12 protein-coding genes are annotated in these 12,001 nt (G+C 49.9%); 3 read left to right on the forward strand and 9 right to left on the reverse strand.

What is annotated here, in order from left to right:
• Window positions 1-5 precede the first annotated feature (5 nt).
• On the forward strand, window positions 6-497 hold the full coding sequence (locus AB1I67_RS02420) for a hypothetical protein (RefSeq protein WP_367028221.1): 492 nt from the start codon (window positions 6-8) through the stop codon (window positions 495-497).
• Window positions 498-546: 49 nt separating this feature from the next.
• Here AB1I67_RS02420 and AB1I67_RS02425 read toward each other — a convergent pair whose 3' ends face one another.
• From AB1I67_RS02425 to AB1I67_RS02465, 9 genes are all read right to left on the reverse strand, one after another.
• A complete protein-coding gene (locus AB1I67_RS02425) occupies window positions 547-1,371 on the reverse strand; it encodes a hypothetical protein (RefSeq protein WP_367028222.1) in 825 nt (274 codons plus the stop codon).
• Complete coding sequence (locus AB1I67_RS02430; protein ID WP_367028223.1) at window positions 1,334-2,029, reverse strand: helix-turn-helix domain-containing protein; 696 nt, start codon at window positions 2,027-2,029, stop codon at window positions 1,334-1,336. Before AB1I67_RS02430 ends, AB1I67_RS02425 begins: the two co-directional genes overlap by 38 nt.
• Window positions 2,030-2,129: 100 nt before the next feature.
• On the reverse strand, window positions 2,130-2,927 hold the full coding sequence (locus AB1I67_RS02435) for a hypothetical protein (protein WP_367028224.1): 798 nt from the start codon (window positions 2,925-2,927) through the stop codon (window positions 2,130-2,132).
• A 205-nt stretch (window positions 2,928-3,132) separates the two neighbouring features.
• On the reverse strand, window positions 3,133-3,645 hold the full coding sequence (locus tag AB1I67_RS02440; protein WP_367028225.1) for a QueT transporter family protein: 513 nt from the start codon (window positions 3,643-3,645) through the stop codon (window positions 3,133-3,135).
• 158 nt (window positions 3,646-3,803) lie between these two features.
• Window positions 3,804-5,936: a glycogen debranching protein GlgX gene (gene glgX, locus AB1I67_RS02445; protein WP_367028226.1), complete on the reverse strand. Its 2,133-nt coding sequence runs from the start codon at window positions 5,934-5,936 to the stop codon at window positions 3,804-3,806.
• Between the two features lie 101 nt (window positions 5,937-6,037).
• Window positions 6,038-6,358, reverse strand: coding sequence for a PD-(D/E)XK nuclease domain-containing protein (locus tag AB1I67_RS02450; RefSeq protein ID WP_367029135.1), 321 nt, complete (start codon window positions 6,356-6,358; stop codon window positions 6,038-6,040).
• Window positions 6,304-7,551 carry an AAA family ATPase gene (locus AB1I67_RS02455; RefSeq protein WP_367028227.1) on the reverse strand — a complete coding sequence of 416 codons (1,248 nt, stop codon included), beginning with the start codon at window positions 7,549-7,551 and terminating at the stop codon, window positions 6,304-6,306. The genes AB1I67_RS02450 and AB1I67_RS02455 overlap by 55 nt, the downstream gene beginning before the upstream one ends.
• Window positions 7,552-7,597: 46 nt before the next feature.
• A complete protein-coding gene (locus AB1I67_RS02460) occupies window positions 7,598-8,539 on the reverse strand; it encodes a LysR family transcriptional regulator (protein WP_367028228.1) in 942 nt (313 codons plus the stop codon).
• A gap of 50 nt (window positions 8,540-8,589) precedes the next feature.
• Window positions 8,590-9,978: an MmgE/PrpD family protein gene (locus AB1I67_RS02465; protein WP_367028229.1), complete on the reverse strand. Its 1,389-nt coding sequence runs from the start codon at window positions 9,976-9,978 to the stop codon at window positions 8,590-8,592.
• 254 nt (window positions 9,979-10,232) lie between these two features.
• Between AB1I67_RS02465 and AB1I67_RS02470 the strand changes: the two genes are divergently transcribed.
• Both AB1I67_RS02470 and AB1I67_RS02475 read left to right on the forward strand, forming a co-directional pair.
• A complete protein-coding gene (locus AB1I67_RS02470; protein WP_367028230.1) occupies window positions 10,233-11,522 on the forward strand; it encodes an SLC13 family permease in 1,290 nt (429 codons plus the stop codon).
• 144 nt (window positions 11,523-11,666) lie between these two features.
• Complete coding sequence (locus AB1I67_RS02475) at window positions 11,667-11,885, forward strand: hypothetical protein (RefSeq protein WP_367028231.1); 219 nt, start codon at window positions 11,667-11,669, stop codon at window positions 11,883-11,885.
• Window positions 11,886-12,001 lie beyond the last annotated feature (116 nt).

The raw sequence follows: 12,001 nt of genomic DNA on the forward strand, positions 1-12,001 counted from the left end.
ACCACATGAGTACAGAACAGGAGAAAGCTTTAGAGCCTGCTTTAGACCCGATGGAGGACACCGACCGGATCCAGAAGGCTATCGAAAAGGTCGTAGATGAAGAAACTGCCGCCCTGCCTCCGCTGAGCGGTATCCCTGATGCATCAGAGCGATCCGGGGAGACAAAGACCGCATACCCATTGGATGCTCAGGAAGACGATGCTGCAAGTCCACAAAACGACGGCGAATATCCCGCGCAGTCTGAGAAGCGATCGGATCATACACAGGTACACACCTGGTTTTTTACCTTCATGTGCATGAACATCCCGATCGTTGGCTGGATCTACCTTCTGTATCTTGCATTCAGCAAGAAACAGACCGAACGGCGCAGCTTCGCGCGGGCCTATCTGTTTTATAAACTGATATTTCTGCTGGTTTCCGTGCTGATTCTCGGGATCCTGGTCTACATCGGGTTAGGGTATTTAGACCAGCTGCTGGCTTATATGGAAATGCTGTAATACATCAAAAATGGCCCCCGGCATATGGTAACATGCCGGGGGCCAAATATTATTTCCGGTTTCCAAAGAGATATCCGTACTTGCGCTTCTGCTGATACAGTACCGTCTCTACCCGCTTCACCTCCGCGTGAGGATAGATCCCTTCCATCTTCTCCATTTCCGCGCGAATCTCCTTATCACCGAACCAGAAATGGATCTGATTCTTGTAAAGTTCCTCCGCCGCGTCCAGCTGCTCGTCAAAATCCCTGGAAAATGGCTTCGCCTTGATCCGGCTCCAGCAGTCAAAGACCGGAATATCCAGGGTATAATCTGTGACCGTATCCGAAAACAGGGACAGCCCATGGTCAAAATATGGGCAGAGCCGATACTCCTCCGTCCGGTTATTATAGATCACAGCGATATTATTCGTATGGCGGTCTTCGTTTAAGAATACGGCGTCTATCTCAAGCGCGGCTGTCAGATAAGCGCCAAATCCCCTGAGTCCGGTCAGCTCCTCCATATTTTCCACAAGATAGAGGACCCGCTCCTTTATATCCTGCAATCGGGCCAGCTCCTGAGTCAGGTTTTTACCCGTGTACAGGCGGAACAGGCGGTCGGCTGTGACCAGTTCTTCACCCTCTTTTAAGAAGTTCCGGCTCTGGCATCCCCGCATCAGCTTGCCGCCGTACTGGATCATCACCGGCTCATACCGGACATGCTCCGGCACATCCGACCACTCCAGCAGATCGGAGATGACCACTTCCGCCATCCCTTCGTACCCCATGTAGTCCGCCTTGTACCAGATATCTCCCTGCCTCCACTTAAGCTGGTTCCCCTTCGAGGAATGGCCCGCCGTCTCAGTCCTTTCGACAAGGTCCAAGTTGATGTATTCCACGCTTTAGCACCTCCTCCCGGTACTGGATCCTGATCCACTGGTTATCCTCCGCCATGCGCCCCCCGGTCTTCTCAATGATCTGGAGGGGATCATATGTCGGCACGCCCACATCCCGCAAGACCAGTTTTAAGTTGGCACGGCTTATGGGAAAACAGCGGCTCTCTAAAAATTCTTCAAAAGCCTCCCAGTCCGGATCCTCCACCACCCCGAAGGCCCTGTGGAGGATATCCTTTGTCTTGTTCCTGATATAGATCTTCTTGTGTTTAAAATCCACATCTATGACTGTGCACTCCTTATCCCCGTCCATAAAGATCATCCGCATGGTCAAAAAAGGATTCTTCTCAAACCGCTTCTCCGACTCCAGATACTTGTATATGGTGGGCCTGCTGGCATCAAAATGCTCTGCCAGGAACTGGATGGACTTCCCTTCCTGGTACAGGGTGATCAGCATATCCACTTCCGCGTCGGTAAAACACTGCTTGCGCCCGGCTCCCCGCAGGTTGACCGGACGGTCTTTTTTCATCAGGCGGTCATAGGCTTTCGCCTTGCGGGCAATCTCCCTCAGTTCCTCCGCCTCATCCGTGCCGAAGATCTCACGGCACAGCCGGCGCATCCCCGGCGGCTCGTAGGGTGTTGGCTTCGGTTCTTTTTTATCCATCCTTCCACCTCCCATTGGATCATTCTGCATTAACAGCTTCCATGATGATATTAGTGTATCATAGTCATTTCTGGATTGTCAATAAATTAATTAATTTACATTATGAATCAATATCTAAAAACCATGGCGGCGCCCCTGCAAACACAGCCCTTCCCTCGTAGGATAATGCATGCACAGCTTTCATGTCATCGAGCGTAGTACTACCCTTATGCCCGGCATCAAACTCCAGTGCAGACTGCTTCCCGTCCACCTTTCCCCGTGATAATGCAACATGGTCAATAAAATTCGTGCCCATGCCAATGATATGGCCCTTAGGAATATCATCTCTGACCTGGTGAAGATGCTGATTCATGGTAATGGTATCCGATAAATCCATAAAATCTTGTAAATCTTCATCTGCGCTGTTCTTTGCCGTCTCGGAAATGGGAGTTGATTTATTTAACGTTATGACCTGATCCGCAGTAATGAGTCCCGCCTGAAAAGCGCTCATCAACACTGCTCCCCAACAATTCATCCCACTGCTGCTTATGCTGCCAGAACTTTTGCGAGGCCTAAAAGCACCCCCATATTCTTTAGTCTCAATAAAATCTGCCATTGCCTCTAAATGCATCTCTGCCATCACCTCATTGATTGCTGTCTTTAAGTCATTTTCAGATGAATAGTTAGTATCCCCCAACTGTTCTTCCACTTTTTCTCTAACTTTTTCAGGCAACGCAGAATACCAGTCACTGTCTCTGGCATCAGCCACTCGTATACACTGGACAACAGCTGATGCTCCCATCATCTGCAATACCGATTGATTCCCTGCTGCTTTTAACATCTGTGCTGCATTTTTTCCTGCGCTTGTATGACTTTTTTGTTTCTCTTCTGTTCGTTCTATCCGTCTATATTCTCTCATGGTCCACCTCCCTGCTTTCATTTTAAACACAATAAACCATACATCAATAAAATTATGTGAATGACTTACGAAATTAAGCGAATGACTTTAATTCATAGCCAGAATATTCTCAGAAAACAGCATGTCTGGATTTTAGATTCAGGACAAAATTATACAAAAAAAATCCCGGCATCGGACAGCCGCAACTGTCTGATACCGGAATCCTTTATCCTACAAATATCTTTTTAAAAATCAGGCCCTTATAACGCTCCAGCGCCGCCAGCAGGAAATTCCCCAGCACGCCGACCGCCAGGATCTCGCCGATCCCCACCGTCACCATCATGACCGGGATCAGATCCGGCGCGCCATAAGCATAGCGCAGCACCCACGGGATGATGATCGTATTGGCTGCGATCGGAGGAATACACACCAGCCACCGGTTCTTCCTCACTGCGTAGGATCCCAGCGCGCCAATGAGCGTAGCCAGGCTTCCGAAGACCACATCCGGAAGGACCGCCGTTCCAAGCGCCACACCGATCCCGTTGGATATGGCGCACCCCAGGAACAGCCCCGGGATCGCTGCCGGTGTGAAAAACGGCAGGACACACAATGCCTCGGATATCCGGAACTGGACAGGCCCGTAGGCAACCGGCGCAAATGCGACCGTCAGCGCCGTGTAGATCGCCGCGATCATCGCAGACTGCGTCATAAATTGAACCTTGTTTTTTGATTCTCTCATATTCAGTTTTCTCCTTTAGTTTTGTTTTTTTGCCTTTCGGCTCGGTCAGGAAGGTCTCGAACTGACCGTTTCGTGTTGCAGGGGCTACTATATCACAAAATGTTTGAAAATGCAAGCGCAGGCTATTTCCCTGCCAGCCTTACCGCTGCCTTTCACAATCACCTGTCCGGGCTGTTTCCCCGCCGCCCTTTCATCACAAACACCGCCACAGAGCGCGGCGCGCAGACATACTCACGGCGGTCCAGAATCTCCTCACCGTCTATGATGGCAGCCGGTCCCCGTCCTGTATCCACAACCGGGATCCAGTAACATTCGATCGTGACAAGCGGCAGCACGATCCGCCTGGGCTCCCAATATGCATTGACCGCCAGATAGACTGCATCATCCTGCCCGGTATCTTCATCCTTTCCCGCAAACATAACGCCGATGGTCCTGGTCTCTGGCCCGCAGCTGCCATTCCATAGCTCCGGAATCTGTGAAGGCGTCTGTCCAAACCCATATCCGCTCATCCACGGATGCCCGCAGGACGCCGGTGCGGTATTCCTCCGTATGACCGCGTGTTTCCTGCGAAATGCGGTCATGAATTTAAAGAAATCAAATATCTCCCTGTTTTTCTGAAGCAGTGACCAGTCCAGCCAGGATATCTCATTGTCCTGGCAGTATGCATTGTTATTCCCGAACTGGGTATTGCCAAATTCATCCCCCGCCAGGAACATCGGCGTTCCCCGGCTGCACAGCAATACCGCACAGGCATTCTTTACCATGCGCAGCCGCAGGAGATTTACCGCCTCATCCTCAGTCTCACCCTCCGCCCCGCAGTTCCAGCTCCGGTTGTCACTGCTGCCGTCCGTATTGTTCCAGTCATTGGCTTCGTTATGCTTTTCATTATAAGAATAAAGGTCATAGAGCGTGAATCCGTCATGGCAGGTCAGGAAATTGACCGACGCGTGATCTCCCCTCTTTTCAGGCGGGTACAGATCCGGCGAGCCCATAATGCGCAGCAGGGCGGCATTGCCATAGCCGGCGTCGCCTTTTAGAAAGCTTCGGATATCATCCCGGTATTTTCCGTTCCACTCCGCCCAGCGGTTCCAGGAAGGAAATGACCCTACCTGGTACAGTCCGCCCGCATCCCATGCCTCCGCGATCAGATCCACCCCGCCCAGGATCGGGTCATAGGCCAGGCTTTCTAACAGCGGCGGGCTGCTCATGGGTGCGCCTTCCTCACTCCTGCCCAGGATCGAAGCCAAGTCAAACCGGAAACCGTCCACCCGGTAATTGATGACCCAGTAGCGCAGGCAGTCCAGGATCATCTGCCGCACCACTGGATGGTTGCAGTTTAAGGTATTGCCGCAGCCGCTGAAATTATAATAATACCCGTCCGGCGTCAGCATATAGTAGATATTATTGTCCAGGCCCTTGAAGGAGAAAAACGGCCCCTTCTCATTTCCCTCCGCCGTATGGTTGAACACCACATCCAGGATCACCTCAATACCGTTGTCATTGAGCGCTTTGATCAGGCATTTTAACTCCATCCCTTCCTGATTGTACTCCGTCTGCGCCGCGTAGCTGGTGTTGGGCGCAAAAAAGCACACGGGATTGTAGCCCCAGTAATCCAGAAGCTTCCGTCCGTCCACCTCCCGGCCGCCGCCTACCTCGTCAAACTCAAAGATCGGCATCAGCTCCACCGCATTGACGCCCAGTTCTTTTAAGTACGGTATCTTCTCCATCAGGCCGGCAAAGGTGCCCGGATGCTTTACGCCGGAAGAAGCATGTTTCGTAAATCCCCGCACATGCAGCTCATAGATAATATTGTCCCGCAAGGGGATCAGCGGCTGCTTACAGTTGCCCCAGTCAAAATTGTCCTGCACCACCCGGGCCTTGTACCGGTGCTCCTCTCCCGGCAGATGAACGCCCCACTGGCTCTGCCCGGTGACCGCCTTCGCGTAAGGGTCCAGAATGTATTTCGTCTTATCAAAGACCAGCCCTTTTTCCGGCTGATACGGACCGTCCAGCCTGTAGGCATATTCAAACTCATCGATCTCCAAGCCAAATACCATCATGGAAAAAACATTGCCGATCCGGTAACATGCCGGAAATGGAATGCACGCATACGGCTTTGACTCCTGCCTGTGAAACAAAAGCAGTTCACAGGACGTGGCGCCCCGGGAGGCGATCGTAAAGCTCACCCCGTCCGGCAGCGCCGACGCGCCGTTTACCTCATATAAGCCAGGCCGCACATCAAAGCCGTTTATATGGTCTACTGGTTTTAGTTTTTGATTGTTTATGTTCATAAATCCGGCCTCCCGCCTGGGTGGTATGGTTATCTGTGTTAAGAAATCTATGGTCACAGGTTACCACGTATGCCGGGAATACGTCAATTCTTTCTGAATGATCATTGCAAAACTTCTATTTTGCATTTATGGCGCTTATCTTTTTTATCATATGCAATTCCGACAGCCAGAACCCGTCCTTTGTATTCAGCCGGCTGTGCATACTTTCCGCGGAAACGCTGTGCGTAATTCTTCTCCTTAATCTGTCGGATAGCTTCCTCCGGAGAATGCCCAACCTTCAATTCCAGAATAATGCAGTCGGCTTTTTTGTCCATAACCGGATAAAAAATAAAATCCACATATCCCTTACCGGCTTTGTCTTCACGTTCTATCCGATATTTGTCACGGGCAGCAAGATAGCTTTCAGCAGCATATCTGAAAATTTTTCCATCAGCTCCTGATTGGGTATGCTGACCAGTCCGTTTTCATAACTCAGGAAACCGTATACTACCATTGCAGAGAATATCTCGTCCTTTGTCTGTAGGTTCATAGAGGTAGCTGCATATTCCCTAATTTTGGCAGGAACCGGAATGCCGGATACCATAAGCGCCAGATCGTCCTTTACCTCATCTACATTTTGCTCAATGTAATAGAATATTTCATCGTATGGTCCCGCGCTCGTCCAATAATTTCCCAGATTGTTATTCCCCAATGCGCTGACTACAGAACGGGGATTATAAACACGCTCACCGGAACCGGTGTGATATCCGTTGTACCAGTCTCTGAGTCCGTCTCTTGTCACCCGGATTTTGGAATTGTTTTGCAGATATTTTTGATACAGCATGTCAACTTCCGTATCAGTAAAACCAAATGAATCGCTGAAGCGTTCTTCTGTAATCATCGTATATTCCAGAAACATATTCAGCTCAGAGCCACTGGAATACTTGGCAATCGGTAAAATCCCCGTCATGTATGCCAAAAGGACATAGGAACGGTCTTTGAGCAGGCTTCGCAAAAACTGCAGGTAAGATTTTCTGTCCTGATCGGTCACGAAATCCTGATGAAAAATATAATCCCACTCATCCAACACAAAAATGAAACGTACCTGCGGGTTCTCTGCATTTATATCAATCAGCAGATCAACAATATCCGTCTCATTTGACGCCTGCACCTCCGGATATTCCTTTTTCAGATCACGAATCAGCCGGGCCTGAATCCGACTAATATATTGCATGTAAGAAGCGCACGTTCCGGCTATGTCATTAAATGAGATATGAATTACAGAAAACCGATTTTTATACTGTGCATATTCGTCCGCTTCGCTGATCTGAAGATGATCAAAAACATCACTGGAATCGCAGCCTTTTGAAAAATAAGCGGCGATCATATTTGCCATAACGGTCTTTCCGAACCTGCGCGGCCGAGTAACGCATATGTGATTGTTCCCTTTGCTGACCAATGGGAATAATTCCTTCAACATCTGTGTTTTATCTACAAAATATGGTTTTTGCACTTCATCTTTAAATAATGTATAAGCAGCTGTGCTGTTTAAATAAACTCCCATCTGTAACTGCTCCTTTCCAGTGCGTTGCCGGGGTGGTTCCTGCAAGTGAAACTCCTGCTTCCAGTATAACATTTAAATCAAACCCGCGCAATCATTTCGGCGCAGTCCAGCATGGGCCCTAAACCTCCACATAATTCGGCAGCCGACACCCTTCCTCACATAAGATCCGGTACAACTCCCTGGACGGGCGGGTCAGGTTCTCTACTCCCTCACTGTAGATCACCGCCCATTGCCAGAACGGCTGATACTCCTCCTCAAGTCTATAATAAACAATCTTATCTCCGGTCCGATACACTTTGGAATAGATGTTAGGTATCAGGGAGATCCCCAGCCCGTTTGCCACCAGACGGATCACAGTCTCGATATTCTGAGATTCCATCGTGATTGAATAATCCCCGCCTAAATACTCCAGAATACGGTCCGCCGCCATTCTGGTCTTTTTAAATGACTTTGTAAGGATGAATTCTGCGCCCTTCAGCTTTTCCAAAGGTAAAAACGCCATGTCTTCCTCTTCTTTTCTGTATGCATACTCATTCAGCGGATGGTCAGCCGGAATCGCCGCATACAGCGGTTCTTCATAAAACACATGATAGTTTACATTTGTATTTTTTAAGGGCAGGCAGAGAATCGCAAGATCCAGCGCGCCCATCAGCAGTTTTTCTTCCAGGATCATACTGTTCTCTTCCACTATATCGATCCTGATATTGGGATACAGCTCCTTAAAACGCTTTAAAAGGCCTGGCAGCACCAGCGCACCGATGCGCTCCGCAGAACCGATCTTTAAGATCCCTCTGCGCATATGGTTCAGTTCGCAAAATTCTATCTCCACCTCGTCATACAGTTTCATAATCTGATATGCCCTTTTCACCAGGCATTCTCCCGCATAAGTCAGGCTTAATCCGTTGGGGCGCCTGGTAAACAGCGCTTCCCCCAGAGATTCTTCCACCTTTGTCAGGCACTTGCTCAGAGCTGGCTGGGTAATATACAGCTTTTGAGCCGCTTTCGCCATGCTGCCCTCCTCCGCGATCGCCACGATCTTTTCCAAGTCACCCTTATTCATCCAGATTCCCCCGCTTTCTTTACCGGCTTCTCACGAAACGCCAACTGTCCCTATTGTACCACAGATCCCCGGCCCAGTAAAAGAGACGGCATGCTTCCAATGCCTTCCATATTCTCTATATCCTGAAAGATTTTATCGCACCAGGATCTCTCATAACTGCTGCAGCAGGCCCTTGCTTTTTCCAGGATCTGTTTTTTCGTAAGCGGAGCGGAGATACTTCCCGACGCATCCTCCACTTCTTTTGTGTAAACTTCTCCACTTTTTAAGATCAGCTCCATCCTGCATCCCCAGTGCTCCGGATATTTATCCGTAAACCGCTTTGCCTCACTTACATGGACTTTTTCCGCCAGCTCCCTTACCATTTTTCTGTCAATGGCCTTCGGCTCAAAATCAGCAAGCCCTACATTCCCGTTAAGCAGCGCGCATGCCACCGTATAAGGGGTTGAAAATTTTGCCTCCGTCGGCTGTTTTGGGCGGAGGCTGCCTTCTGTCATCCCGCACTGCTTGACTCCTACCAGATAAGTCTCTATATTCACCTCACGGACTGACTCGGGCGGTATCTTTCTGGATTCCCGCAGGGCAATCGCCGCATCGATCGCGCAGTGAGTGCTCCTACAGCAGGGATATGGCTTTTTATCCATACTGCGAATCTCATAGATCTCCCCCAATCCGGCATTTAGCAGAGCATAATCATATCCATCCGACATCATGGGGAAAATACCTCCGTCGTCAGCATCCAGGATCCTCCCGGATCCTTTCATCCCTCCCAGGACCAGCATACAGGATTCCAGGCCGCTTACCGCCGCCCGCGCCGGATGGAGCACCTTATTCGTGGCCCCGTCTGATAGAAACGCCCAGGTGGAACAGGACTGGGTTCCCGCCAGGCCAAAGGCTGACAATAGCTTTTCCTCATCAAATCCAAGAAGCTTCCCGCAGGCTGCCGCAGCGCCAAAGGTTCCAGCCGTACCGGTTACATGCCAGCCTCTATTCCTGTGAGCAGACACCCCAAAGCCCATGCCAATGCGCGCCATAACCTCGTAGCCGCAGATCACGGCCTCCAGAAACTGTTTTCCGTTCTTTCCCAGATACTCCGCCAGGCACCAGGCCGCCGGGATCACAACCGTACCGATATGTGTCTTGGACTTAATATGGACGTCATCCAGCTCCAGAATGTGCCCCATCATGGCATTTAAAAATACCGCCGTCCTTAAACTTCCATATTTCCTGCTGCCCCACAGGGCGATTCCTCCATCCGTGGGCTTTCCATCCGTCTCTGTATACACCTTCCGTATGCTTCGGAACATAGTGTTTGTCTCAGCCCCAAGAGCCAGCCCCACCGTATCCAGGACACATCCCTTTGCTGCCTCGCATACATCCGGTCCTGCGGTCTCCAGCTTAAAATCCGCCACAAACCCAGCCAGTTTTTTTAATTCTTCCATAATCGACTCCCTTTCCCGGCAATGCCATCATTTTTATGGGAATCATTATAGTATCTGACACTGGATTTGCATAATGACAAAGAGTTTCAGGCGGTATAACTTTTTGTCAATAATCAACAGTTATATCCCATGAAACTTTTTGCAATTTGTGTAACCTCATAGTCTGGTTTATACTCAGTTTATCAGTTCAGAAAATTGGCCAATTCGATATGATGAGATGATATTTAAATGCGTTTATTAAAGGAGGATCTGTTATGGTACTGGGTATCAACCCTGCAATTCTTGTTATTTTGATCATTCTGATCGCACTGGTCCTGTTTGTGACAGAATGGATCCCGCTTCCCGCCACCGCAATGGCCGTGGCTGTCAGCTTCTACCTGATCGGCGCCATCGACGCGGATACCGCGCTGAAATCATTTGCCAGCAGTACAGCTATGATCATTGCCGCCATGGCGATCATTGGGGAAGCCGTTTTCCAGACAGGCGGCGCCGACAGGATCGGCCACCTGCTCACAAAGTTTGCAAAAAATGAACGTTATCTGATCTTTGCCATTGTAATGTTTTCCGGCATCATGTCCGGATTTCTGTCCAACACCGGGGCTGCCGCACTGCTCATCGCACTGATCCTGGGAATCAGCGCCTCCACCGGCATGAAACGCTCCAAGCTCATGTACCCGGTCATTGTCGGCTGCTGTTTCGGCGGCGGTATCACCATCGTAGGTACTACCTCCGGCCCTTTCCTCAAAGAGACCTTAGAAGGGCTGAATATCGGCCAGACCATGGGGTTCTTCGAGTTTGCCCCACTGTCCCTGATCCTTCTGGTGATCTCGGCCATCTATATGGCTACTTTAGGCTATAAGCTTCTGCCGGATTCGCCCAGAAATGAAAGCACCGACCAGGGTTCCTCCTCAGATGCCGCTGATTTTTCCGGCATCCCCAAATGGAAGACTGCCTTAAGCCTTGGCCTGATGGTAGCTACCTTCCTGGGGATGATCTTTGAAGAACAGATAGGAATCCCGCTGCACTTTATCGCTATCATCGGCGCGCTTATTGCCGTAAGTGCACGGTGCATCACCGTAAAAGCAGCCACCAGGGCAATCCCGGTCAGCGGTATCATCATTTACGCCGCCATGGTGCCTGTGGCAAAGGCAATGACCAACTCCGGAGCAGCGGATCTGATCGCAGACGCTTCCTTAAAAGTGCTGGGAAGCCTTGGCAGCCCGGTCCTGATCCTGTGCCTGATCTTCCTGATCATCACCCCGCTCACGAATTTTATGTCAAATGCGGCAACCATTATCCTGTTTACCCCCATTGCGCTGATCGTGGCAGAGACTTTGGGGATCGGACCGAAAGCCATCCTGATCGCAGTGCGTTTTGCAGCTTCCATTGCCATCGCAACACCTGTGGCGATGCCCGCCAATTCCATGGCGGTGGAGCCAGGCGGCTATAAGTTCATTGACTACTTAAAGCCAGGCCTTCCACTTACTCTGATCTGTATTGTGGTGTCTGTTGGATACATTGCGATGTTTTATCCATTGGGCTGAGGACATGATCTCTGTGCTAAAAGAAAGGAATTTACTAAAAGATTGGCTAAACGAAACTAAGATTTCTTGACGTATCTCCATGGCTATGATATATTATTGATAATAGTTACCGTTATTATATTGAAATTATGAAAGGAGCTGTGTATGGAGATCTTTTTGAGCCTGAGTCTCGTAGAATGGATTATTTTGATCGCGATCTTTGCTGCCTGCGGCGGAGCCTGCTGGCTGAATTATGACTCCCGCAAACGGGGCCTGCCGACCGGAGGCTGCGCCTGCGGCGGGTGCCCGCATTACTGCCAGTTGAACCAGAATTGTGATGGGAGTTTGAAGGCAGAGCAGAATGTGGATATGGAAGAACGATAGAGGACGCATTATAAAAACCGGGCAGTATTTAGCCGCCCAAGCAGATTGTAGATAAAGCGGCTCTGGGACGCAAATCCCAGAGCCGCTTTGGCTACAATCTGAGTTATTAAATATGT

Source organism: Clostridium sp. AN503, from assembly GCF_040719375.1.
GTDB lineage: Bacteria > Bacillota > Clostridia > Lachnospirales > Lachnospiraceae > Brotaphodocola.

Coding starts and splice junctions, on each gene's coding strand:
- AB1I67_RS02420 (WP_367028221.1), top strand. CDS start 6: ATGAGTACAGAACAGGAGAAAGCTTTAGAGCCTGCTTTAGACCCGATG.
- AB1I67_RS02430 (WP_367028223.1), bottom strand. CDS start 2,029: ATGGATAAAAAAGAACCGAAGCCAACACCCTACGAGCCGCCGGGGATG.
- AB1I67_RS02435 (WP_367028224.1), bottom strand. CDS start 2,927: ATGAGAGAATATAGACGGATAGAACGAACAGAAGAGAAACAAAAAAGT.
- AB1I67_RS02440 (WP_367028225.1), bottom strand. CDS start 3,645: ATGAGAGAATCAAAAAACAAGGTTCAATTTATGACGCAGTCTGCGATG.
- glgX (WP_367028226.1), bottom strand. CDS start 5,936: ATGAACATAAACAATCAAAAACTAAAACCAGTAGACCATATAAACGGC.
- AB1I67_RS02455 (WP_367028227.1), bottom strand. CDS start 7,551: ATGTTATACTGGAAGCAGGAGTTTCACTTGCAGGAACCACCCCGGCAA.
- AB1I67_RS02460 (WP_367028228.1), bottom strand. CDS start 8,539: ATGAATAAGGGTGACTTGGAAAAGATCGTGGCGATCGCGGAGGAGGGC.
- AB1I67_RS02465 (WP_367028229.1), bottom strand. CDS start 9,978: ATGGAAGAATTAAAAAAACTGGCTGGGTTTGTGGCGGATTTTAAGCTG.
- AB1I67_RS02470 (WP_367028230.1), top strand. CDS start 10,233: ATGGTACTGGGTATCAACCCTGCAATTCTTGTTATTTTGATCATTCTG.
- AB1I67_RS02475 (WP_367028231.1), top strand. CDS start 11,667: ATGGAGATCTTTTTGAGCCTGAGTCTCGTAGAATGGATTATTTTGATC.